The organism is Thermoleophilum album (assembly GCF_900108055.1).
Classification (GTDB): Bacteria; Actinomycetota; Thermoleophilia; order Solirubrobacterales; family Thermoleophilaceae; genus Thermoleophilum; species Thermoleophilum album.
In genome coordinates, this window is sequence record NZ_FNWJ01000001.1 from 301,758 (window position 1) to 322,958 (window position 21,201).

Genomic DNA, 21,201 nt, shown 5'->3' on the forward strand with positions numbered 1-21,201 from the left:
CGCCCCCACCACCCCCGGCACCGTCAACCGCCCTTCGCTCGCTCAGCCGAGTGGCGTAACCACCAGCAGCCGGTTGCGGGCCGAAGTCGTGAAGTTGACGTTGGTATTACCCGTTACGTATCGCAGCTCGAAGGTGTGCTGGCCTGGCGAGACCCTCAAAATCACGGGCCTCGCCTGGAACTGGTCGGTTGTGCCCGCGCAGTCCGCGTTCCCGCTCAGCGGACCAGTGAAGAACAGCTCGTAGGTGTTGGAGTTGTTGAACTGAGTTCGCATGAGTCCGCCGCCGCCACCACCGCAGTCGGGTAGCGGTGGTGGCGCGAGATTGCCGTCGATGAACAACCCAATCGCGGCGAAGTTGTTAAAGGAGGTCGCCGATGGTCTCAGTTCGGCGCTTGCGAAAACGGCGACGAGACCTGACGCTGGCACATCGATGGTGACGCTGGGCCCGTCCTTGGCGACGAAAGCGGTCCCTCCGAAGGTCACTTCGTCGCTTTTGAACGCGGAGCGCTGGCGCGCGAAGTCGCCAGCACCCAGGCCACCCAGCGTCGCCGCGTCGATCCCTGAGCGCACCTGCGCAAGCGTCTGGCCACCCAAAGTCGCCGCGTCGATCCCCGAGCGCACCTGCGCAAGCGTCTGGCCACCCAAAGTCGCCGCGTCGATCCCCGAGCGCACCTGCGCAAGCGTCTGGCCACCCAAAGTCGCCGCGTCGATCCCCGAGCGCACCTGCGCAAGCGTGCGGCCCGCCAAGCGGCCCGCGTCGGGCACGCGACCGAGCTTGCTCTCCGCGATCTCGCGGCCGGTGAGCGTATTGCGGGCAACGTCGCGCCCACGGATCGTGCCGTTACGAATGTCGGCGCTGGTGATCGAGTTATCGACGATCTGCTTGCCGGTGATCCGCGTCGCCGCCACCGCCCCCGAAGTGAGGGCAAGAAATAGCGCGAGGTAGGCGACCACGTTCGACCGCGCGTGAGCCGCCAACCGGCCAATGACGGAACCCATCCCTTCCTTTGCTCCTTTCCTAAGCGCTCGGCCCGCGCGCGGGTTGGCGGGCCCCGACGCCTCACTCACTAAGGGCAAAACCCGACACCAACAACCCCAGGGCACCCCAGTCTTGACCCCAGCACTGCGACCGTCTCGTTTAATGTCACCGGCGGGAGGCTTAGTGCCGGCCCTGCACCCCTCCAACAAGCGACCGGAGAGCCCGTGGCAACGGCCACCGAAACGCTCGTCGAACGCGAGCGGGAGCTCGCGGCGATCGAGGCTGCACTCGGGCGGCTGGTCGGCGAGCGCCGAGGCGGGGCTGTCTGGCTGCAGGGCCCGCCCGGCATCGGCAAGACCTCGCTTATGCGGGAAGGTGAGCGGCTCGCTCGGAAAAACGGCGCGCAAGCGCTGGTCGCCACCGGCGCGGAAACCGAGACGGGCTTTCCGTTCGAGATCGCGCGTCAGGCGCTCGCGCCGCTGGCGCTAGCGCACGATCGGGCCTTCGAACGCGCGTTGACCGCTCCCGGCGGCAAGCTCGCCGCGCCGATCGTGCGGCCGGATCCGGCGGCGACCACGCCGGAGCCGGCTCACGCTGCGCTCTATGGGCTGACTTCGCTATTCGCGACGATCGCCCGCGAGCGCCCACTTGCGCTCCTGGTTGACGACCTCCACTGGGCGGACCCGGACTCGCTGCGTTTCGTCGCCTACCTCGCGCGCCGCTGCGAACGTCTCGGGGTGCTCTTGATCGTCGCCTCGTTCGAACCCGAACACTGGCCGCACACGCTGGCTCCGGAAAGCCGCGACCTCGAAAGCTCGTGCCAGTGTCTGCGCCTCGACGCCCTCAGCGCAGAGGGCGTGGAGCAGGTGCTTCGAGCGGCTTTCCACGAAACGCCGCCGGGCGGCTTTGCTTCCGCGCTGCACGCGCGTAGCGGCGGCAACCCGCTGTTTGTGCGGGAGCTCATCGCAAGCCTCGAGACGGCGGGTATGAGGCCGGGAGCGCGAGCGGTTCGTTACCTCGAGCAAGCCTGCCCAGCGAGCATCGCGCGCTTTTTAGAGCGCCGTCTGGAACTGCTCTCGACGACCGCCCACAGGGTCTGCGAAGCGGCCGCCAGCCTGCCTGGGACGCCGTCGCTCGAGCTCTTATGCGAAGTCGCGGGCATCCCGCAACAGCAGCTGCGGGCCGCGCTCGACGAGCTCCAGACGGCTGGACTGGCGCGCGCCGACGGGGCGCACCTGCGCTTCGCCTACCCCCTCGTGCGCAGCGTTGTCTTGCGCTCGCTCGGCAGCGCGCGACGCGAGCAGTTGCACGCGCTCGCCGCCAAGGCTTTGAGGCTGCGTGGCGCGAGCGACACCGAGGTCGCGGCGCGGCTCCTGCACGTCGCACCGCGCAGCGACCCGCACGCACTGGAGACGCTGCTCCGCGCCGGTAGTGCGGCACTCGAACGGGGGCAGCCGCGCGCGCCGCAGCGTTCTTCGAGCGCGCGTTGGCGGAAGTCGACGACGATTCGCTGCGCTGCGAGCTCCTGCTGCTACTCGGGCGCTCGGAACTAGCAGTCGGCCGCGCTAGCTCGATCGAGCGCTTCCGAAGCGCCGCTCGCGCACGCGAGCCCGCGGTCGCAGTGTCCGCTGCTCGAGCCCTTGGGCGCACTTTGGCAATGGCCGGGTCGCGCGATCCCGCGGCACCACTCCGTGAGACGCTCGCCCGCTTTGCAGAGATCGACCCCGAGCTCGATCTCGAAGCGCGCACCGAGATGGCTGCGCTCGCGCGCGCCTGCCTATCGACGGTCGACGAGGGTCGAGCGCTGATTGTCGAGCTCGCGCGGCGACGTCCGGGAACACGAACGCTGGCCGGCCGCTGGGCGCTGGCCGTGATCTCCTGTGACCGAGCACTCAGCGGCGAGAGCTCGCGCAGCGTCGCGGCCCTCGCCGAGCGTGCCCTGGCCTGCGGTGCCCGGGAACTGATCGGAGAACTATCGCTTGGCTACCTCGCGGCGTCGGCGCTGATCTTCGCCGACCGCCTGGACGCGGCCGCACTAGCACTGCGACGGATCACGGACGCGGCGTCGCGCACCGGTGCGGAGATGACCGAGCTGTTGGCGACCGGGCTCGGCGCCGTCGTCGCCCACCGGCGTGGGTTCAGCGCGACGGCGGGGATACTCGCGCGGGAGGTCCGCACTCGCGCTGTGGAGGGCGGCTGGGGGGCACGACAGTGGGTGCCGGTAGAAGTGATCGCGGCAGCACTCCTCGAAGCGAACGAGCTCGACCGTGCCGAGACCCTGCTCACGGCGAGACTCGCCGAGGTCGATCCCGACGACGGCTGGGCGCCGGCAGCCGCTCGCTTCGAGCTTGGTCGCCTAGCGCTCGCCCGCGGCGACGCGCGACGTGCCGCCGACCAGCTTGCCACCACCGGCGAGCATCTCGAAGCCTGGCGCGCCCCGTCCCCCGGTGCGATTCAGTGGCGACCGTACCGAGCGCTCGCCGAGGCGGCGCTGGCGAGGGACCGCGTCGCGAACGAGCTGATCGCGGAGGATTTGGCACGCGCCGAGCACGCCGAGCTGCCGCGCTGCCGAGGGATCGCGCTGCGTGTGGCAGCGCAGCTCGACCGCGACCCCCATGGCCCGAGCGCCTGTCAAAAAATGGAAGAGGCGACGGAACTACTCGCGCGGGCCGGTGCCGAGCTGGAGCTTGCCAAAACCGAGCTCCAGCTCGGCAGCGCGCTCGCTGCACGAGGCTACACCGCCGATGCTCGCGCGCGACTGAGGTCGGCAGCGGCGCGCGCCCGCCGCTGCCGCTCACGGCGGCTGCTCGAAGCCACGCGCGCGCGTTTGGCAACAATCGGCGCACGCCTGCCGCCCGAGGCGGCAGCCTCCGACAGCCTCACCGAACGGGAGCTCCGCGTCGCCCGGCTCGCCGCCGCCGGACGCACCAACCGCGAGATCGCCGACCAGCTGATCGTGACCGTGAAGACGGTCGAATACCACCTCACCAACGCTTACCGCAAGCTCGGTATCCGGCAGCGCGGCGAGCTCGCTCAGGCGCTCGAACGAATCGAGCCGTGGTCGCGCCGCACCGACCGCGAGCGCCGCGATCTGTTTGAGCTCGAGCGCCGCGATCTGTGATTGCCGCGCGAACGCGGCTTCGCGCGGCGCTTGACTGAACCTGCGCTACCTGACATGGGGGTCACAACGCTCGGACCAGCCGGCACCGATACGGTCCGTGACTCGCCGCTCCCGCACCTTCGACCGACAAATGCGATCACGGCCGGTCCATCGGAGTCGACCCGCACTCGGGCCTTGCAGGAGAGCCGAGCGCGGGCTAAATCGATCGCTAAAGAGGCGATGTTCCGCAGCTTCAAATCGAGTCGGTCGCGAGGCACGAAGCGCGGCGCTTCGCCCCAAGTCTGGAACTGGCGGGTGTAGGGAAGCGCTGGGATCGCTCCCCCGGTCAGGACGCCGGCGCCGGCCTGCACGCCCGAGGGTGGCGGATCGCTGACCACCCGCCGCGCACCAAGGTAGTCGGCGGCGGGGGTCACCGAATCGTTGATCGCGAGCGTCAGGTGCTCGGCGATCGGAAACAGGTCGAGCTCGTAGCGGTAACCGAGACCGAACATAGTGCGCGCATCGGTGAGGTAGTAGTCGGGCCTTACGAACTCGTCGACGACCGCGTTCCACTGGATCACCGGCACCCACCGCAACGATGCGGCACGCCCGGGCTGCAGGTTCGCACCGACCTCGACAAACGCTCCCGCGAAGAGATCCGGGAACTGCTGCGCGAGCTGGTAGGTGCCGCCCGCGCCCATCGAGTAGCCGGCGACGACCGTGAGCGACGGGTCGAGCTGGTAGTGGCGGGCGACGTCGGCCCAAGCCTCGAACACGTCAGCCAAAGCCGCGTCGCGGTAGGCGCCGTCCGGTCCCCGAGCGAGCGGCGTGAGCACGACCGAGGTCGTGCCGCTGCGTTGCGCAAGCTGGGCCTGCGTACGCGACTCGGAGAACTGATTGTGGTTGGCAGAGTGGGCGTGCAGCAGGAGCACGAGCCCGTAGGGGCCTGAAGAAGCCTTCGGCACGTAGAGGTTGTAGGGCTGTAGTTGCCCTTGGTACTGGCCCGGACAGTCGCGCGGGATGTTGTCGCAGTTGACCGAGAGGTCGACACCCTGGCCCGCCCCGGTGGTGAAGTGACTGGCGAAGATGCGGTTGAGCGAGCCGTAGCGCTGCACGTCCGACTCGTCGTTGACCCGCCGCTCGAGCTTCCCGAAATCGATCTCGCGCGTGAAGGGCGTCATGTTGCCCTTGGCAAGTTCCGCCGCCTGCAGCTGGTCGCGCCAGGCGGTGCTCGAACAGCACGTGGCGGGCTCGCGGCGGAACGCGACGTTGAAGAAGGCGGTCGGCTGCGCCAAGCCTGCCGCCCCATCCGGATGCTCGGCGTCACGTACCGCTTGCGGCACCAGGTAGCGCTGCGCTCGACGGTCCCAGAGGCCCACTCCAACTGCCACCAGCCCCCTGCCGGCGCCCGGGTCCCACACGCTTCGCGGTACACGAACTTCGAGCTGACTGCGGGCGCTGTCGACCGAAGAGCTGATCGCGCTTGTGCGGGTGGTCCGCCCCGCCGCGTCGGTGAGGTACGCGGTCGACCCGTTGACGGTTACGAACACATCGGCCGGGCCGCTCGCGTTGGCACCCAGCGGGTAGGGCCGCGTTGCGCTACCTGGCCGACCGAGCGCCAACGTCACGCCGACCAGTGCGGGGTCGGTCATCGTGTTCAGCGTCACGCGGAAGGCCACCGCTTCCGCCAAGGGCTTGACGCGAACCTCCACTAAGTCGGCAACGTTTCGCCGGTACTGCGGTGCCGAGGGGTACGTGTAGGTGCCCTGGGGAGGCGCGGTTTGGGTCGGTTGGGGTTCCGAGTAATCACGGAACTGGCCCTTGGCACCGTTGTCATCGAACAGATAGTCCTGGTACAGGTACTCGCCGTCGCGGTAAGCCGAAGATCCCGAGACGAGGATCGGCGGCGCCCGCCAGATGCCGGTGTTTGTGAGCTGGGGCGCGACCGCCGGGGGCCAGCGCAAGAGGTCGGGGCCGGCGGTGCGTGGTAAACCACTCGGTGCGGCCTCGGCGACCGCTGCACCCAACAGCCCCGCCACCGCGCCGACCAGCGGCACCAACCGCAAAAACGCACTAAACGTCCTACGGCGGCCGTTCATGCGCTCCCTCACCGGCCGGGCGCCGCCGCGCACGCTGCGGCTTTCGCAGGTTGGACGATGAAGGCGTAGGACGCCGGCGGCAGCGAAACCGCCGCGCGGCGCACCGCTACCGGTCGCAGCACTGGCACCACACCGTCGGGTGCCGCCAATTCGCGACCGTTGAGCAGCACGCTACGCGACTGGAGGTTGGGAGCGGTGACCAGGTACAGCTGTGCCCGCCGCGCGCCCCGGCCGCGCAGACGCACCACGCGCCGCTCGGTGCGCGAGAGGTTGAGCGCGAGAGCGTGACGCTGCCCGCGCGATCCGGCGTGCAGCTCGCGAACAACCGCAAATCGGGCGCGCCCCCGGCGGCAGCTGGCGCGAGCTGCTCGGTCCCCATTAAGCGGCGCCAGAGCAGCGCCGCCCAGTAGTCCGGATTAGGCCGCAAGGTGCCTTGCTCGAGTAGCCCGTAAGTGCCGCCCTCGAGCGCTTGGCGGACCAGAACCCTGACGCCGCGGCGAGCGAGCTGTCCGAGCTGGTTGAGGAAGAAGAAGGTCGCGGCGTGGCGGTCGGAGTAGCCGACTTGGCCGCCGCAAGCGGCCGATCCGGTTTCACCGAGCCAGATCGGCGCGCCCGGGTTGTAGCGATCCCGCAGCGCGGTCATGTAGTCGAGGTTCTCCAGTTGGCGGTCGAGCCACTGCGGGTCGAGCGTGTCGGCGGGCACCTGTGGCTCGTACGGGCAGCGGTCGGAGAAGGCGGGGTAGAAGTGGTAGTTGACGGCGCCGTAGATGCCGGGCACCAGCGGCATCGTGTCGCGCGCCTCGGGGCCCAGGATCAGGCGCACGGCGTCGGCGGTCGGCCCCGGGTCGGGGAGACCTCTCCACTCCAATATAGGTCGGCAGAGAATCAGCTTGTTTGCGGGTCTTCTTCGAGTTCGGTCGAGTTGGGTCAGGCTGTTCGGGGAGAAAATCCGGGAGAAAAAACCGTCCGCCCGACGCGCTAGCGTTTGCGGTCATGCCGACCCTCGACCCGACCTTCGCCCGCTCGGTCTCCGGCCACGTCAAGCTGCGTCGCGGCAAGCGCCGCAGCACCTGGTACGCCAAGTGGCGCGACGCCCAGGGCGCCCAGTTCGAGCGCCGCCTGGGCCTCGACTGGGACCAGAAGGGCCCGCCGCCTCCCGGCTACCTGCGCGAGAAGGACGCCAAGGCGGCGCTGGGCCTGATCCTCGCCGACGCGCGCCGCGGCGCTGTCGAGCAGGTCCGGACGGGCGTGACCTTCCAGCTCGCCGCCGAGGAGTGGCTGGCCTGGGGCATCCGCGACCGCGACTGGAAGCCCTCGACGCTCTCCGACAACCGCTCGGTCGTCAACGCGCACCTGCTGCCATCGTTTGGGCCCAAGCGGATCGAAAGGATCACGGCGAGCGACATCGAGCAGTGGCGCGACGAACTCGTCGACGAACGCGGCGTGAGCCGGCGCACCGCCAACAAGTGCCTGGTCGTCCTCGGCGCGATCCTCGAGCGCGCGACCAAGACCCACGGGCTGGTCAAGAACCCCGCGCGCGAGGTGGCCAAGCTGCGCGAGCGCTACGACCCCAACCAGTACGACTTCTTCTCGCCCGACGAGGTGCAGGCGCTCGCCGACGCCGCCGCGTCGCCGCAGGACCGCGCGGTCTTCCTGACCGCGGCGTTCACCGGGCTGCGGATGGGCGAGCTGATCGCGCTGCGCTGGGGCGACGTGGACTTCGACACCGAGGCCCTGCACGTCTACGGCTCCTACTCGCTCGGCACGCTGACCGCGCCGAAGTCGGGCCTCACGCGCACGGTGCCGATGGCCGAGCAGGTGCGCGACGAACTGGACGGCCAGCGGCGGCGCGTTCCGCACGATCGCGCCGACCTCGTGTTCCCCGGCGAGCGCGGCGAGTACCTCGACGGCTCCGCGCTGCGGCGCCGCTACAAGAAGGCCCTCGAGCGCGCCGAGCTGCGGCCGCTGCGCTTCCACGACCTGCGCCACACCTTCGGCTCGATCGCCATCAACCAGGCCACCATCGTCCAGGTCCAGGCGTGGATGGGCCACGCCGACATCGACACGACGATGAAGTACATGCACCACCGCAGCCGCGCCGGCGACGCGCGGCTGCTCTCGGCGGCGTTCCGCGCCAAGAAGCGCAAGGCCGCGAAGAAGGCGGCGCCGGCGTAGCGCGGCGGTTCACCGTCGCTTGTAGCTCATGTGCTACAGTGCGCTCGTGTCGGACGAGGTCTCCGTCCGTGAGCTGCGCAACCGGACCGCCGAGGTGCTTCGCCGCGTCGAGTCGGGCGAGCGGCTGCGCGTCACGGTCGACCGGCGACCGGTGGCCGAGCTGGTCCCGCTCGCCTCGCGCACGGTGTGGGTGCCGCGCCGGCGCGCGATCGACGCGCTCGTGCAGGCCGACCCGGCGCTGCGCGACGAGCTCGCCGAGGCTCTGCCGGACACCGTCGCCGAGCTGTGAGGGGCCTGCTCGACACGTCGGTGTTCATCGCCGGCGAACAGGGCCGCGCGCTGGCCGCCGAGCGACTGCCCGACGAGGCGGCGATCTCCGTCGTCACACTGGCCGAGCTCGAGCTCGGAGTCCACATGGCCGCAGATGAAAGCGTGCGCGCCGGCCGGATCCGCACCCTGCGTGCCGTGCAGACCACCTACGTCGCGCTGCCCGTCGACGGCGACGTCGCGTCGGCGTTCGCCGCGCTCGTCGCCGCGGCGCGACGCGCAGGGCGACGCGCGAAGGTCCAGGACGCCTGGATCGCCGCGACCGCGCGAGCGCACGACGTGCCCGTCTACACGCAGGACGACGACTTCGATGCGCTGGCCGTCGACGTCGTTCGCGTCTGAGCAGCGAGCGCGCGATCGGCCATACGATCGTCGACGATCGGCCGCACGGCGCACGCCAATCTCACCCAGCCCGACGATGCCTGCTGACTCCCTGCGCACGCTCGCCCGCCACCTCGACGTGCCGGAGCGCACCCTGCGCCGCGCCGCCGCCGAAGGTCTCGTGCGCGGCAGGCGCACAAGCGCGCGGCGCTCGCGAAGAGGACCTACCTGCGCCGGCACTGGCCGCTGCTGCGCGCGCTGCGCGACGCGCTGCGAACCGAGCCGAACGTGAGGCTCGCCGTGCTCTTCGGCTCGCAAGCCACGGGCCGAGCGACCGAGCGCTCCGACGTCGACCTTCTCGTCGCCTTGACCGACCCCGCGGCCGCGCGGGTGGCGGCCCTGACGGACGCCTGGAACGCCGGCTTGCCCGTGACGTGCAGATCGTGCGCCTGCAGGACGCAGAGCAGGCGCCGTCCGTGATGGCCCACGCCCTCGAACAGGGGCGCCTGCTCGTCGACCGCGACGGCCGCTGGGCGCAGCTCAAGGCGCGCGAGGCGACGTGGCGCCGGCGCGCCGCGAAGGCGAGCGAGATGCCGCTCGCGCGCGCGATGCCCGACCTCGAGCCGTGGCCCGATCAGCCGGTGGCGCCGAGCGGGCGTCGTGCCAGCCAGCGGTCGACGACGTAGCCGCCGAAGGGCAACACCGCACCGACGAGCACCAGGCCGGTCGTCCGAGTCGCCCAGCCGGCGCGCGACGCGAGGTTGAACGCCAGCAGGACGTAGGCGATGAACAGCAGCCCGTGCAGCGGACCGAGGATCTGCACACCGACGGGCTCGTCGTGGCCGTACTTGACGTAGGTCGCCACCAACAGGGCGAGGAAGCTCGTCGCCTCCGCCAGGGCGGTGATGCGGAAGGTGCGCTCCAGCGATGAGGTCACGGGCAGCGACTCTAGCGTCCACGGCGTCGCGGGATCCCGTGTCGCCGGGCGCCCACGCGGCCGCTGCAACCCGCTTCGACGTAGCATCTTGGTCGTCCTGTGATGCCCACCCCGCGCTCGTCGATCTGTCTTTTCGCCGTGGCTGCCGTGTTCGCCGCCTGCGGTGAGCGCGAACAGCCCAGCGCGGTGCGTGCCGGCGCGGCTTCGCTGGCGAAGCTGCGCGAGACCGACCCGGACGCAAGCCGGCTGCTGGGCGGCCGGCTGGAGGAGTTCCGCCGCCGCCTCAAGGCGGCGCGCGGTCGACCGGTGGTCGTCAACCAGTGGGCGTCGTGGTGTGGCCCGTGCCGGTACGAGTTCCCGTTCCTGCAGCGCCAAGCGCTCAAGCTGCGCGGCCGGGTCGCGTTCCTGGGCGTCGACAGCAACGACAGCGCGACCGACGCGAGGAAGTTCCTCGCGCGCTACCCGACGCCGTATCCCCACATCGAGGATCCCAAGGCCACGATCGCGCGGACGTTCGGCGGCGGCCGGGCATGGCCGACGACCGCATTCTACGACGCGCGCGGACGGGTCGCGTTCGTCCATCAGGGCGCCTACGCCAGCGAGGCCAGGCTGGCCGAGGACATCAGGCGGTACGCGCGTCGTGGTTGAGTCGCCCAGCATCCTGCTTGCGTTCGCCGCGGGCTTCGTCTCCTTCGTGTCGCCGTGCTGCCTGCCGCTCGTGCCGGGCTACCTGGCGACCGTGTCGGGCGTCGAGCCGGGGCGGCTTCGCCGCCGCGGGGTCGACCCGCGGGTCGTAGGCCGCAGCGCCTTGTTCGTGGCGACGTTCTCGGCGCTGTTCATCCTGCTCGGACTCGCCGCGACCGCGGCGGGATCGTTTCTGTTCGACAACCAGCCGACGCTCAACAAGATCGCGGGGGTGGCGATCATCGCGATGGGCGCCCTGTTCGTCGCGTCGGTGTTCTTCGTGCGCCTCAACCGCGAGCTCCGCCCGCACGCGCTCATCGAGCGGGCCGGTCGCGGCGGGCCGATCGTCGCGGGCGCCGCGTTCGCGCTCGCCTGGACGCCCTGCGTCGGGCCGACGCTCGGCGCCATCCTCGGGCTGACCTCCACCGCACAGGGCACCAGCCGCGGCGCGCTGCTGCTCGCCGTCTACTCAGCAGGGCTCGCCGTGCCCTTCCTGCTCTCGGCCGTGGCATTCGACGGTGCTACGCGCGCCTTCGCGTTCTTCAAGCGCCACTACGCCGCCATCCAAGTCGGGTCCGGCGCGGTGCTGATCGCGATGGGCGTCCTCGTTCTGACCGGCGAGCTGTTCCGGCTGAACATCGAGGCCCAGCAGTTCCTGGACCGCTTCGGGCTGAACTTCTTCCAGTCCGTCTGATCTCCCCCGCCTGCCCACGCGCACCGTGCCCGAGCCCGCCCCTGCGTCCTCGCCTTCTGCCGCCGACGACCCGCGCGCGGCGGCGGCCGCGTGGCCGTGGTGGTTCGGACCCGTCGGGTTCGTCGCCGCGTTGATGCTGACCGTCGTCGTCGGCGGCCTCGTCGGCGCCGCGGTGCGGAGCGCCGGCGGGCCCGGTCACCGCGCCGATCATGTGGCCTCGCTGCTGGCCACACTGATCCAGGACGCGGCGCTGGTGCTGGTCGCCGTGGCCTTCGCCGCCACGGTCGGGCGGGTGGCGGCGGCCTCGTTCGGGCTGCGGCCGGCGCGCCTGGTCCCGGCGGCGGGACTCGTCGCCCTGACCCTGGTCGGCTTCTACGCGGTCAGCGCGGCGTGGACAGCGCTGGTGGACCCGCAGGCCGAGCAGGACACGCTGGCCGCGCTGGGGGCGGACGAGACCCCGGTCCTGCTCGTCGCCAGCGCGATTCTCGTCGTCGCTGTGGCCCCGCTCGCCGAGGAGCTGTTCTTCCGCGGGTTCTTCTACCGCGCCCTTCGCAACCGGCTCGGCGTGCCGGCAGCGATCACGGCCGTGTCGCTGCTCTTCGGCGCCATCCACTACACCGGCCCGCGCACGCTGGCGCTGTTGCCGATGCTCGCGCTGCTCAGCGCGCTGTTCTGCCTGCTCTACGAGCGGACCGGATCGCTCTGGCCCGCCGTCGCGCTGCACACGATCAACAACGCCGTCGCGTTCGCGGCGACCACGCAAACGCCAGGAGCGGCGCTCGTGGGCGGCGCGATCGGCGCGCTGATGCTCGGTGCATGCGCGCTCGTACCGGCCCGCCTGCAGGCGCCCGGATGATCGCCGGGGCCGCCGCACCGAAAGCGGCCGGCGCCGCGAAGCGCGGCGCGAGAGCCACAGCGATGCGGCAGTATGCGCGCTCATGCGCGGCGGGCTCGCTGTGATCGCAACTTCGCTGACCGCGCTGCTGGTCGCCTGCGGCGGCGACGAGTCGCCCAGCCGACCGGATGCGGGGCCGAGTCGCACCGAGCCGTCGCCCGCCGAGCGGCCGACCGCCGCCGCATTCCCGGCCGCGTCCGGGGAAAGCCTCCAGGCGATCGCGGACCAAGCCAAGGCCGGGCCACAGGTCGGGCTCGCGACATCCGTCATCGTGCCCGGCCGCCAGCGGCTGGCGTTCGGGCTGATCGACCAGTCCGGCAAGCTCCTCGAGCTGCCCGCGGCCGTCTACGTTGCGCGATCCCCGTCGGGACGGGCGCAGGGGCCGTTCCTCGCGCCGCAGGATCCGCTGACGGTGGCACCCGAGTTCCGCAGCAAGACCGGCGCCGGCTCGGGCGGCGGCGTCAGCGCCATCTATGGCGCCGACGTTCGGTTCCCGCGACCCGGCCGCTACGCGGTGCTGGTCCTCGCCAGCCAGGCGGGCCAGCTCACCGGCGCCGCCACGCAGGTCACCGTGCGCCGTCGCGCCCCCGTCCCCGCGATCGGGCAGCCCGCGCCACGCATCGCCACCGACACCGTCGCGTCGGCCGGCGGAGACATCGCCAAGATCGACACCCGCGTGCCACCCGACGACATGCACAAGGTCAGCCTCGACGACGTGCTCGGCAAGCGGCCGGTCGCAATCCTCTTCTCGGCGCCGTCGCAGTGCGAGACGCGCACCTGCGGACCGGTGCTCGACGTCGCCGCCCAGCTCGACCGCACGTACGGCAGGCAGATGACCTTCATCCACCAGGAGCCATACGCCGGTAACCAGGAGCGCAACGGCCTCAACCGCCCGGCCAAGGCGTTCGGCCTGCCGACGGAGCCGTGGCTGTTCACGATCGACCGGCGCGGCCGGATCGCCGCGCGCCTCGAGGGCGCCTTCGGCGTCCGCGCGTTCACCCGCGCCGTGCAGGCCGCGCTGCGCTGACGGCCGGCTCGCCCGCCGCGGCCTCCGGCGTGACCGCGGGTTCCGGGGCGGCGGCCGGCCGCGCCTCCTCGGATGCTCGCGCCGCCGCCGCTTCCCGGCGATCGAAGTCGGCGGCGGCCCGCCAGAAGAACAGCGTTAGCGCGACCATGATGATGATCACGTCGAGGCTCATCATCATGCCGCCCGCGGTCTGCTGGTCCGCGAGCGGTGTGAGGCCATAGCGCTGCGTGGTCGAGCCGTAGACGCCGGCGTAGAAGGCCTGGCCGCCGAAGATGAACGCCATCCCCAGAAAGACGCTGACCATCCGCGCGGCGAAGATGTGCCCGATCTTCCACAGCTCGCCGGGCATGCGCCCCCGGCCGGGCTCAAGCGCCGACCACCACACCAGCACGCTGATCGCCAGAAACGACTGGTGCTGGAAGGCGTGCAGCGCCTCGCTGCGCAGCGCGCCCTCGAACGCCGGACGCAGATGCCACGCGTACAGCACGACCGCGTAGACGCCGATCGCCACCGCCGGCCGGCGCAGCGCGCCGAACGCCGCGCGGATGGCTCGCCGCCGGGCGAAGATGACGAGCAGGCGCGGCGGCAGCAGGTGCACGAGCACGGGCGTGCGCGCGCCGGCGATCAGCAGCGGGGCCGCGATGTCGGCCAGCAGCAGGTGCTCGGCCATGTGCGCGGACATCAGCTCGTCGGCATACGCCCCGGACGGCCCGACCACTGCGACGGCGACAAGCGCCACGCCGCCGTACCACGCCGCCTGCTGGCGGCGCGGCGTGCTGCGTCCCCGGCGGCGCAGCACGCGGACCGCGCGCGCGTAGGCGGCGATCGCGACGCCGCTGACCACGAGGACGGTCGGCTCCAGCTCAACCGGCATGCGCACGCATTGTCGCTCGTGCCGTGCCGGCCGGGCCGCGCGGCCGTTCTTCGTAGCCTCTGCGCGAGCGGGTCAGGGTCGTTTCGCCTCGCGTGGCGCGCGACCCTTCTGGGCGACGCGCGCATATCGCAGACGAAGGGCTGGAACACATGGACCCTGACATCTCCTGGTCGCTTGCTCCGGGACCGGTCGTGCTCCTCACCGCCGTCGCGGTCTGGTACCTCAGGCGCTGGCGGCGCACCGGGGAGCGCCCGCTGCGGGTCGCCCTGTTCCTGGTCGGGATCGCGGTGACGGCGGCGGCGCTGCTGTCCCCGATCGACACCCTCAGCGAGCAGTTCTTCTTCGTTCACATGGTCCAGCACCTGCTGCTGCTGGACATCGCCGCGGTTCTCCTCATCCTGGGCCTCACGCGGAAGATCCTGCGTCCAATCACGCGCCGGATGGTCGACCTGGAACGTCGCGCCGGGGTGTTCGCGAGCCCCGCCTTCGCGATCACGCTCTACGTGGTCACGATGTGGATCTGGCACGTCCCGGCGCTGTACGACGCGGCGCTCGGGAACGCGTTCCTTCACGCGTTCGAGCACGTCTCGTTCGCGCTGGCCGGCACGCTGTACTGGTGGCACATCTTCTCGCCGATCCGCAGCCGCCACCGGCTGCTCGGCCTTGGTGCCGCCGGCTACATGGTCTCCACGAAGATCCTGGTGGGGCTGCTCGGCGTCTTCCTCACGTTCGCGCCGGACTCGTTCTACGGGTTCTACGAGGAGCAGCCGCGGTTCTGGGGGCTCTCCGCTGCCGAGGACCAGGCGGTCGGCGGCGCCGTCATGGCGCTCGAGCAGATGATCGTCATGGGCGCCGCCTTTGCCTGGCTGTTCGTCCGCATGCTCGCCGAATCCGAACGCGACGAGCAGCGAAGGGAGCGCTATGGCGCTACGGGACAAACTCCGGACCCTTGTCCACGAAGTCCTCGCGAAACGCTCTGAGCGCGTCCCAGGTCCGGTCGTTGAGCGTCCGGCAGGTCAGCGACTGCGTCCACGCCGTCGCGGCCACCGCCGCCTGCATGTCCGTCTGGTTCTCGAACAGCAGGGTGTGGTAGCCGCTCTGGCCCTTGACCTCCTCGTTGTAGAGCGTCTCCAGCTGGGCGACCCGCCGCGCCGGGGTGCCGGGGCGGTACTGGATGTTGACGCGGCCGTGCTCCAGCGCATGCACGGACTGGCCGAGCTCCGGCGGGTTGCCGGCGGCGTAGATCCCGTCGGCGGCCGCGGAAGGCGCGTGCGCCCCTGACGTCGGAGGGTTCGTCCCGTACCGCACCGCCTCTTCGGTGTGTGAGCTGCCTTCGTCGCGGTGTTGCTTGACCTCGCAGCCCGCAGCCCTGGCGGCCGCCGCGAGATCCTGCTCGGAGCGGGCCGGGATCGCCGCGTCGGCCGAGGCGCCGCCGCCGCTGCCGCCGCCGTCGTCGCCGCCGGACGCGACGGCGATCACCACTGCGGCAGCGACGGCGGCCGCGCCTCCCGCGCCGGCGATCATCAGGCGCTTGCGACGCGCCTGCGCGCGACGCGCGGCCTCCTCCTTTGCCAGCCGTTCGCGGCGGCGCTGCTCCTTCTCCTTCTGCCTGCTGCTCATGTCACTCCTGCCGAACCGTTGATGTCTGGGGATGACGGCGAGGCTGTGTTCAGCGACGTCGGGAGCGACGGCGAAGGGCGCCGTCCGTCCCGCGGCTGGCGCGCCGGCGATCACGCAGCGCCTGCGCCGCGATCCAGCCGACGACCACGATCACCGGCGCGACGTACATCACGTTGACCAGCCAGTGGCCGCCATGGGCGAGCACCACCATCGTCATCCTTCTTCCTGTCGAACCCGGCAGCGAGAGCGCGATCAAGCCCGCCGCAGCGGGGTGGCCCCGCCCGCGCTGTCTTTATCGCGGCGCCTTGGCGCCGGTGAACGCGACCGCTGGGCGAGCGATCCGCCACAAGCGGTGCTCCGCCCACTCGACTGGCGGGCGGCAGCGTGCGTCAGTGCGACAGGACGGCTGGCGGGCCGCGGCCGGCCAGGTGCCGGGGCAGACGGCGCGTGCTCGGCGCGGCGGAGTCGGGCGCCGCGAGGGCGGCGGGCCGGGCCGCCGCAGGCGGAAGGCCAAGACGAACGCCGACAACGTCGGTGTCCGCGGCGGCGTCCTCGGCGCGGATGAAGAGCACGAGCAGGCCTGCGGCGACGACCGACAGTGGGAGCGCGAGCCAGCCGCCGGCGCCGAACACCCCGCCGAGCCCCGGAGCGTGCCCTGCGGCCACCCAGCCCTCGCTGAGCTCCTGGACGGTGAACACCAGGACGAGCGCGCCGGCGAACGACACGCCGGCCTGCGCGCGGCTGAAGGGCTCGCGTCCGCGTCGCGCGAACAGCAACCGCCACAGCAGATGGCCGACGAGGAAGGCCATCGCCAGCCCGATAAGCGGCTCGACGCCCAGCAGGTAGTCGTGGCCGGAGTCGTGCAGCGCCTGCTCGGCCTCGCCGCCGAACGCTCCGAGGTAGCGGAGCTGATGGACGCCGAACGCGCCGGCACAGAGCAGCGCGGCGGTGCGCAGCGACGAGAGCCGTCGAGACATCGACGAGACAGCCTACGCGCCCGCGCGACGGCACGCCGCGAGCGCTTCGGTCACGCTCGCAGCTCGACGCGCATGGCGCCGGCCAGCGCCCCGCCGAAGACGTGCTGCGTGTCGCCGAAGCGCACGGTCAGCGGACCGCCGAAGGGCTGGCGGTCCAGGACCTCGAGCGCGTCGCCGAGCCGCACGCCGCGCTCGTCGAGGTAGCGCAGCATCGCGGGGTCGGAGTCCGAGACGCGCACGAAGCGGCCACGGTCGCCGGGCTCCAGGTCGGCCAGGCTGCACGTCTCGCCCTCGTCGATGTGCAGGTCGGCGTCGGGGATCGGGTCGCCGTGGGGATCGTGGGTGGGATCGCCGAGCTTCGCCGCGATCCGCGCCTCGAGGTCCTCCGACAGCACGTGCTCGAGCGCCTCGGCCTCGTCGTGGACGCGGTCCCAGGGAACCGCGAGGTGCTCGGCGAGGTACAGCTCCAGGAGGCGGTGATGGCGCAGGACCTCGAGCGCCAGCCGCTCGCCCTCTGCGGTCAGCCGCACGCCCTTGTAGGGGACGTGCCTGACAAGGCCGCGGCGAGCGAGCTTCTTGGCCATCGCCGACACCGAGGCAGGGGTGACACCGAGCCGCTCGGCGAGGGCATTCGTGGCCGCCGCCCCCGCGCCGCTGCGCCGCTGCAGCGCATAGATCGCCTTCGCGTAGTCCTCCACGGCATCCGAACGCTGCTGGAGCTCCTCCGCTGCCATCACACCGTGACCAGCAGCGCGGTGACGAACATGATCGCCAGGCCCGCGAGCACGCCGGCGACCGCGAGCGGGTGAAGCGTGCGCCCCTCATCGTCACGCAGCGACGGCGCAAGCTGGACCACGACCTGGACGATCGCCCCCGCACCCAGACCGAAGAGGAACGCCGCGGCGCTCGGGTTGAACGCGGCCGCGCCAAGCCACGCCCCCGGGATGACGGGAGCGCCGGCGATCAGCCCGAGCGCGACGAGCCTGCCGATCCGCGGCTTGCGCGCCGCGATCGGGGCGACGATCGCCAGCCCCTCCGTGGTGTTGTGGATCGCGAAGCCGACGACCAGGAACGCGCCGAGCGCCAGCGCACCGACCGCGTACGCCGATCCGATCGCCACGCCCTCTCCCAGGTTGTGCAGGCCGATGCCAACCGCGACGAGCAGCGCGAGGCGCGCTCCGCTCGCGCTCGAGCGCCGTTGGTCCAGCCATGCCGACACGCCGCTGAGGACCAGGTAGGAGACGGCGATGCCCACGAAGACGAGTGCGGCGCCACCAAATGCCTGCGAGCCCGACCCGGCGAGTTCCAGCCCCTCCAGGGTCGCGTCGAGCCCCAGCCACGCCAGCAGCCCGACGGTCAGCGCCATCACCGCGCGCAGCCACGCACGCGGGATGCGCCGCACCCACGGCAACCACAGCATTCCCAGCGCCACGGGGATGACGCCGACGTAGACGCCGAGCAGCGCCATCAGCCCCAGGAACGAGAGGTCGCTGTCCGGGGTCTGCACGGCGACCGGGATCTCCTGCTCGATCGTCGCGCCCGTCGACGTCAGCAGCGCGATCGAATACGCCTCGCCCTCCACCCACGGCTGCTGGATGCGCAGCGTCTCCGATTCGAGCCGTCCGATCGGCCGCTCCGCGCCGGTGAACCCGACGTAGGCGTCGTTGACCAGCACCTGGGCGATCGCCACGGCGTCCGGGCCGTCGTTGCGGACGGTGAGCTCGATCGCGCCTGGCTCGAGGACCGTGCGCTCGACGGCCAGCTCCTCCACCGGCGGGCCGGTCCGCTCGCCGAGCCCGGGGCCGTCGAGCAGCGCGAAGCCGCCGATCACGACAGCGGCGAGAGCAAGCGGGGCGAGCCCCACCAGCCAGCGCGGAAAGCGTCCCTCACGCCCGCGGACAAGCTCTCCGGTCGCGGTGCGGGCCTCCATCACACGACCTCGAAGAACCCTTGCCACCCGAGCTCGGTGAACTCGGACTGGTGGGCGTGGAACATGAAGCGCCCGGTGTCCGGGAAGCGCCACTCGAGGATGCCGCGCTGGCCCTGGCACTGCATGATCGTGTCGGTGTACTCGGCCGGCCGCAGGGACGTCCCGGTCGGGTAGTAGTCGAAGAAGTTGCCGTGCAGGTGGTAGGAGTTGACCGGGTCGAACTCGGTCATGTTGCCGAGGTACAGGCGCACCAGCTCGCCGCGCTTGACGCGGATCGGCGGGTCCATGTAGGCGAAGCCGATCCCGTTGACCGCGTAGATCTCGTTCTCGCGGTCGAAGTTCGTGTCGAACCCGTGCATGACCATCACCATCTCGTCGGCGTCCTCGCGGCCGTCCTTGGGGTCGACGATGAACGCGCCGTAGAGGCCCTTGGCGATGTGCTCGGCGAGCGGGCGGACGTGGCAGTGGTACAGGTGCATGCCGAACGGCTCCGCGTCGAACTCGTAGGTCGTGCTCTGGCCGGGCTCGATCTGCCCGGCGCCCACGCCCGGCACGCCGTCCATGGCAGCCGCGTGGATGCCGTGGAAGTGGATCGTGTGCGGGTGGCGCGAGCCGTTGGCGAACCTGATGCGCAGGCGCTCACCCTCGCGCGCGCGGATGGTCGGCCCGGGGATGCGCCCGTTGTACGTCCAGGCCGGGAAGGTCACGCCGGGCGCGACCTCGACGTCGCGATCGGTGGCGACGAGCTCCCATTGGCGCAAGACGCGTCCGCTCGGCAGCCGCGTCGTCTTGCCCCAGTCGAAGTCCCGCAGAACCCGATGCGGGTCGAAGCCGTTGCGGTCGGCGTCGACCTTCCCGCGGAATGCCGCGTGGCCCGCGGCGTCGCCACGACCGTGCCCGCCCGCCGAGTGGCGGGCGGCGCGGGCGACCCGACCCGTGTCAGAGCCGGCGAGCGCCTCGGTCACGACGACTCCCGCCGCACCTGCAGCGGGAAGCCACGCGAGCAGCTTTCGCCTTGTTAGCCCCGCCACAGGCAGCATTGTGCGATGTCTAACTCCTTCGTCAAGCGCGGCAGAACGGCGGCGAGGCGAGAAGGCGCCACGAGCGGTTGGCATAGCGCGGCGCCGCCTCGCGCGGGGCGCGGGACGGCGGGGTGGCGCTCTCGCCGCGATCCAGCACGAACAGGCGGGCGACGCGTGAGGTTGCGGGCGCGACGTAGACGCCGCCTTGACCAGGCTGGGATCGCACACGGAACTTGCTCGCCGGTTGGTCGAGCCAGGCGGCGAGCAGGGGTGTGAGGCGGTGACTCGCCACAGTGACCTCGGGGCACCACCCCAGCGACCGGCGGTCCGCGTGGACGGCGGCGTGGAGATCGTCCACGATCTGACGCTGCGCGGCGATCGTCGACTGCAGCCGCTCGATCCGCTCGACTTGAGCCGGCGTGAACGCCGCGAACATCAGGACCGCTACGACGGCGAACGCCCGAAGCGGCCACGACGCCCCCCTCGCGCGACGCACACCCTCGACCACGCCCACCGCCGCCAGCACGACGACCAGGGCGCCGGCGAGTAGCAGGTAGCGTCCGAGCACCGGCAGCCCGCCCGCGGCGAGCGCGGCGAACGCCAGCCCGGCGACGAGCGTCGCGCCGAGCAGTGGCCGCGCCCGCGCGCGCAGCGGGCCGATACACAGCGCCGCTCCGCCCAGGGCTGCGAAGAGGACGGGCTCGCGAACGATCTCACCCAGGCGCCGCGGTGCGAGAAGCGCCGCATCACCCAGGCCTCTCGGCCGCTCGAGCACCCTGGCCGCCTCCTGCGTGCCCGTCAGCGACCAGAGCGGATCGCCGGCGAGGACAGCGTCGGCAAGCAGCCACGCCGCCGGCGCCAGCACGGCGAGCCCTGCGAGCCGAACGACCGTGATCGCATCCGGTCTCCTCGCGGCCAGCACGTACGCGGCATAAGCAAAGCCCAGCAGCCAGGCTTCGGGTCGCAGCAGCCCGGCGAGCCCGAGGATCAGCATGATCGGCGTGAACGCGCTCGGTCGTCGCAGCGCGAGTGCGACCGCGGCGAGGACCAGCGCGGCGTACGGGATGTCGATGTAGGCGCGGACGCCGAACGAGAGCACCGGTTCTCGGGTGAGCACGAGGACCGCGGCGACCACGCCCGCCACGCTTCCGGACACGGCGTGGGCCACGGCGAAGGCGGCAGCGGCCAGCGCACCGAGCGCGACGAGCGCGCCGATAGCCACCACGGGCTGTGCCGTGTGCTCGAGCGGAGCGAGCACGGCGCCTGCCGCGATGACCAGCGGTTTCGGCGTCGGGGCGCGCTCCACCGTCAGTTCGGGAGTCCGGCCTTCGGCGAGCTCGTGCCCCCAGTTGAGGTTGAAGAGCGTGTCGTAGTTGACGAAGCCAAGGCCGGCGAGCAGCCATGCGAGAACTGCGCCAGCGACGACGTGAGTCAGAGCGCGCTGCACGGGCCCTGACCGTAGCCAGCGGCCGCACCGCGGGCCCCCGCTGACCGAACCGGCGGCACCCCGTCGTAGCCGCCGTGTGGCGCGAGGACGCTG

General features: G+C 71.6%; 24 protein-coding genes. 12 read left to right on the top strand and 12 right to left on the bottom strand.

Features of this window, described 5'->3' with window-relative positions:
* Positions 1 to 42 precede the first annotated feature (42 nt).
* Positions 43 to 999, bottom strand: coding sequence for a hypothetical protein (locus tag BLW41_RS01370; RefSeq protein ID WP_093115535.1), 957 nt, complete (start codon positions 997 to 999; stop codon positions 43 to 45).
* A gap of 204 nt (positions 1,000 to 1,203) precedes the next feature.
* Between BLW41_RS01370 and BLW41_RS01375 the strand changes: the two genes are divergently transcribed.
* Both BLW41_RS01375 and BLW41_RS01380 read left to right on the top strand, forming a co-directional pair.
* Positions 1,204 to 2,532 (top strand): ATP-binding protein, encoded by a 1,329-nt coding sequence (locus BLW41_RS01375; protein ID WP_093115537.1) that lies wholly within the window; start codon positions 1,204 to 1,206, stop codon positions 2,530 to 2,532.
* Positions 2,466 to 4,100, top strand: coding sequence for a LuxR family transcriptional regulator (locus BLW41_RS01380; RefSeq protein WP_093115539.1), 1,635 nt, complete (start codon positions 2,466 to 2,468; stop codon positions 4,098 to 4,100). Before BLW41_RS01375 ends, BLW41_RS01380 begins: the two co-directional genes overlap by 67 nt.
* Here the strand turns inward: BLW41_RS01380 and BLW41_RS01385 are convergent.
* Both BLW41_RS01385 and BLW41_RS01390 read right to left on the bottom strand, forming a co-directional pair.
* Complete coding sequence (locus tag BLW41_RS01385) at positions 4,013 to 6,178, bottom strand: glucodextranase DOMON-like domain-containing protein (RefSeq protein WP_143038514.1); 2,166 nt, start codon at positions 6,176 to 6,178, stop codon at positions 4,013 to 4,015. The genes BLW41_RS01380 and BLW41_RS01385 overlap by 88 nt on opposite strands.
* A 106-nt stretch (positions 6,179 to 6,284) precedes the next feature.
* Positions 6,285 to 7,046: a hypothetical protein gene (locus tag BLW41_RS01390; protein WP_143038515.1), complete on the bottom strand. Its 762-nt coding sequence runs from the start codon at positions 7,044 to 7,046 to the stop codon at positions 6,285 to 6,287.
* Positions 7,047 to 7,171: 125 nt separating this feature from the next.
* Here BLW41_RS01390 and BLW41_RS01395 point away from each other — a divergent pair, with 125 nt between their 5' ends.
* The 5 genes from BLW41_RS01395 to BLW41_RS01415 all read left to right on the top strand — a co-directional run bounded on the left by BLW41_RS01395 (position 7,172) and on the right by BLW41_RS01415 (position 9,687).
* A complete protein-coding gene (locus BLW41_RS01395) occupies positions 7,172 to 8,353 on the top strand; it encodes a tyrosine-type recombinase/integrase (RefSeq protein WP_093115545.1) in 1,182 nt (393 codons plus the stop codon).
* 46 nt (positions 8,354 to 8,399) lie between these two features.
* Positions 8,400 to 8,642: a type II toxin-antitoxin system Phd/YefM family antitoxin gene (locus tag BLW41_RS11350; protein WP_281230979.1), complete on the top strand. Its 243-nt coding sequence runs from the start codon at positions 8,400 to 8,402 to the stop codon at positions 8,640 to 8,642.
* Positions 8,639 to 9,022 (top strand): PIN domain-containing protein, encoded by a 384-nt coding sequence (locus BLW41_RS01405; protein ID WP_177169230.1) that lies wholly within the window; start codon positions 8,639 to 8,641, stop codon positions 9,020 to 9,022. Before BLW41_RS11350 ends, BLW41_RS01405 begins: the two co-directional genes overlap by 4 nt.
* A 237-nt stretch (positions 9,023 to 9,259) precedes the next feature.
* The gene (locus tag BLW41_RS11415) at positions 9,260 to 9,481 is read left to right on the top strand and encodes a nucleotidyltransferase domain-containing protein (RefSeq protein ID WP_342741416.1); all 222 of its coding nucleotides are present in this window, start codon (positions 9,260 to 9,262) and stop codon (positions 9,479 to 9,481) included.
* Positions 9,436 to 9,687, top strand: coding sequence for a hypothetical protein (locus BLW41_RS01415; RefSeq protein WP_143038516.1), 252 nt, complete (start codon positions 9,436 to 9,438; stop codon positions 9,685 to 9,687). Before BLW41_RS11415 ends, BLW41_RS01415 begins: the two co-directional genes overlap by 46 nt.
* Here BLW41_RS01415 and BLW41_RS01420 read toward each other — a convergent pair.
* Positions 9,636 to 9,938 carry a DUF3817 domain-containing protein gene (locus BLW41_RS01420; RefSeq protein WP_218138181.1) on the bottom strand — a complete coding sequence of 101 codons (303 nt, stop codon included), beginning with the start codon at positions 9,936 to 9,938 and terminating at the stop codon, positions 9,636 to 9,638. The two genes, BLW41_RS01415 and BLW41_RS01420, sit on opposite strands and share 52 nt — an antisense overlap.
* Positions 9,939 to 10,040: 102 nt before the next feature.
* Here BLW41_RS01420 and BLW41_RS01425 point away from each other — a divergent pair, with 102 nt between their 5' ends.
* The 4 genes from BLW41_RS01425 to BLW41_RS01440 all read left to right on the top strand — a co-directional run bounded on the left by BLW41_RS01425 (position 10,041) and on the right by BLW41_RS01440 (position 13,238).
* Positions 10,041 to 10,586 carry a TlpA family protein disulfide reductase gene (locus BLW41_RS01425; RefSeq protein ID WP_143038517.1) on the top strand — a complete coding sequence of 182 codons (546 nt, stop codon included), beginning with the start codon at positions 10,041 to 10,043 and terminating at the stop codon, positions 10,584 to 10,586.
* On the top strand, positions 10,579 to 11,316 hold the full coding sequence (locus BLW41_RS01430) for a cytochrome c biogenesis CcdA family protein (RefSeq protein ID WP_177169231.1): 738 nt from the start codon (positions 10,579 to 10,581) through the stop codon (positions 11,314 to 11,316). Before BLW41_RS01425 ends, BLW41_RS01430 begins: the two co-directional genes overlap by 8 nt.
* 133 nt (positions 11,317 to 11,449) lie before the next feature.
* The gene (locus tag BLW41_RS01435) at positions 11,450 to 12,172 is read left to right on the top strand and encodes a CPBP family intramembrane glutamic endopeptidase (RefSeq protein ID WP_245689033.1); all 723 of its coding nucleotides are present in this window, start codon (positions 11,450 to 11,452) and stop codon (positions 12,170 to 12,172) included.
* Positions 12,173 to 12,254: 82 nt separating this feature from the next.
* Entirely contained in the window at positions 12,255 to 13,238 is a 984-nt protein-coding gene (locus BLW41_RS01440; RefSeq protein WP_143038518.1) for a hypothetical protein, read from the top strand.
* On the opposite strand, the gene BLW41_RS01445 is transcribed toward BLW41_RS01440, so the two are convergent.
* Positions 13,207 to 14,082 carry a cytochrome c oxidase assembly protein gene (locus tag BLW41_RS01445; protein ID WP_177169233.1) on the bottom strand — a complete coding sequence of 292 codons (876 nt, stop codon included), beginning with the start codon at positions 14,080 to 14,082 and terminating at the stop codon, positions 13,207 to 13,209. The genes BLW41_RS01440 and BLW41_RS01445 overlap by 32 nt on opposite strands.
* A gap of 179 nt (positions 14,083 to 14,261) precedes the next feature.
* Here BLW41_RS01445 and BLW41_RS01450 point away from each other — a divergent pair, with 179 nt between their 5' ends.
* A complete protein-coding gene (locus BLW41_RS01450) occupies positions 14,262 to 15,092 on the top strand; it encodes a cytochrome c oxidase assembly protein (RefSeq protein ID WP_093115564.1) in 831 nt (276 codons plus the stop codon).
* Here the strand turns inward: BLW41_RS01450 and BLW41_RS10795 are convergent.
* The 7 genes from BLW41_RS10795 to BLW41_RS01480 all read right to left on the bottom strand — a co-directional run bounded on the left by BLW41_RS10795 (position 15,040) and on the right by BLW41_RS01480 (position 21,108).
* Positions 15,040 to 15,732 (bottom strand): DUF3105 domain-containing protein, encoded by a 693-nt coding sequence (locus BLW41_RS10795; RefSeq protein ID WP_093115566.1) that lies wholly within the window; start codon positions 15,730 to 15,732, stop codon positions 15,040 to 15,042. The genes BLW41_RS01450 and BLW41_RS10795 overlap by 53 nt on opposite strands.
* Before the next feature lie 49 nt (positions 15,733 to 15,781).
* Positions 15,782 to 15,949, bottom strand: a complete 168-nt coding sequence (locus BLW41_RS10800) for a hypothetical protein (protein WP_177169234.1) — start codon at positions 15,947 to 15,949, stop codon at positions 15,782 to 15,784.
* Between the two features lie 172 nt (positions 15,950 to 16,121).
* The gene (locus BLW41_RS01460; RefSeq protein ID WP_093115568.1) at positions 16,122 to 16,709 is read right to left on the bottom strand and encodes a hypothetical protein; all 588 of its coding nucleotides are present in this window, start codon (positions 16,707 to 16,709) and stop codon (positions 16,122 to 16,124) included.
* A 50-nt stretch (positions 16,710 to 16,759) separates the two neighbouring features.
* Entirely contained in the window at positions 16,760 to 17,443 is a 684-nt protein-coding gene (locus BLW41_RS01465; protein WP_093115570.1) for a metal-dependent transcriptional regulator, read from the bottom strand.
* Entirely contained in the window at positions 17,443 to 18,639 is a 1,197-nt protein-coding gene (locus tag BLW41_RS01470; RefSeq protein WP_093115572.1) for a ZIP family metal transporter, read from the bottom strand. Before BLW41_RS01470 ends, BLW41_RS01465 begins: the two co-directional genes overlap by 1 nt.
* The gene (locus BLW41_RS01475) at positions 18,639 to 19,679 is read right to left on the bottom strand and encodes a multicopper oxidase domain-containing protein (RefSeq protein ID WP_093115574.1); all 1,041 of its coding nucleotides are present in this window, start codon (positions 19,677 to 19,679) and stop codon (positions 18,639 to 18,641) included. Before BLW41_RS01475 ends, BLW41_RS01470 begins: the two co-directional genes overlap by 1 nt.
* A 22-nt stretch (positions 19,680 to 19,701) precedes the next feature.
* The gene (locus BLW41_RS01480; protein ID WP_093115576.1) at positions 19,702 to 21,108 is read right to left on the bottom strand and encodes a hypothetical protein; all 1,407 of its coding nucleotides are present in this window, start codon (positions 21,106 to 21,108) and stop codon (positions 19,702 to 19,704) included.
* Between the last annotated feature and the right edge of the window lie 93 nt (positions 21,109 to 21,201).

Coding starts and splice junctions, on each gene's coding strand:
- BLW41_RS01370 (WP_093115535.1), bottom strand. CDS start 999: ATGGGTTCCGTCATTGGCCGGTTGGCGGCTCACGCGCGGTCGAACGTG.
- BLW41_RS01385 (WP_143038514.1), bottom strand. CDS start 6,178: ATGAACGGCCGCCGTAGGACGTTTAGTGCGTTTTTGCGGTTGGTGCCG.
- BLW41_RS01395 (WP_093115545.1), top strand. CDS start 7,172: ATGCCGACCCTCGACCCGACCTTCGCCCGCTCGGTCTCCGGCCACGTC.
- BLW41_RS01425 (WP_143038517.1), top strand. CDS start 10,041: ATGCCCACCCCGCGCTCGTCGATCTGTCTTTTCGCCGTGGCTGCCGTG.
- BLW41_RS01435 (WP_245689033.1), top strand. CDS start 11,450: ATGCTGACCGTCGTCGTCGGCGGCCTCGTCGGCGCCGCGGTGCGGAGC.
- BLW41_RS01440 (WP_143038518.1), top strand. CDS start 12,255: ATGCGCGGCGGGCTCGCTGTGATCGCAACTTCGCTGACCGCGCTGCTG.
- BLW41_RS01450 (WP_093115564.1), top strand. CDS start 14,262: ATGGACCCTGACATCTCCTGGTCGCTTGCTCCGGGACCGGTCGTGCTC.
- BLW41_RS10795 (WP_093115566.1), bottom strand. CDS start 15,732: ATGAGCAGCAGGCAGAAGGAGAAGGAGCAGCGCCGCCGCGAACGGCTG.
- BLW41_RS10800 (WP_177169234.1), bottom strand. CDS start 15,949: ATGACGATGGTGGTGCTCGCCCATGGCGGCCACTGGCTGGTCAACGTG.
- BLW41_RS01460 (WP_093115568.1), bottom strand. CDS start 16,709: ATGTCTCGACGGCTCTCGTCGCTGCGCACCGCCGCGCTGCTCTGTGCC.
- BLW41_RS01465 (WP_093115570.1), bottom strand. CDS start 17,443: ATGGCAGCGGAGGAGCTCCAGCAGCGTTCGGATGCCGTGGAGGACTAC.
- BLW41_RS01470 (WP_093115572.1), bottom strand. CDS start 18,639: ATGGAGGCCCGCACCGCGACCGGAGAGCTTGTCCGCGGGCGTGAGGGA.
- BLW41_RS01475 (WP_093115574.1), bottom strand. CDS start 19,679: ATGCTGCCTGTGGCGGGGCTAACAAGGCGAAAGCTGCTCGCGTGGCTT.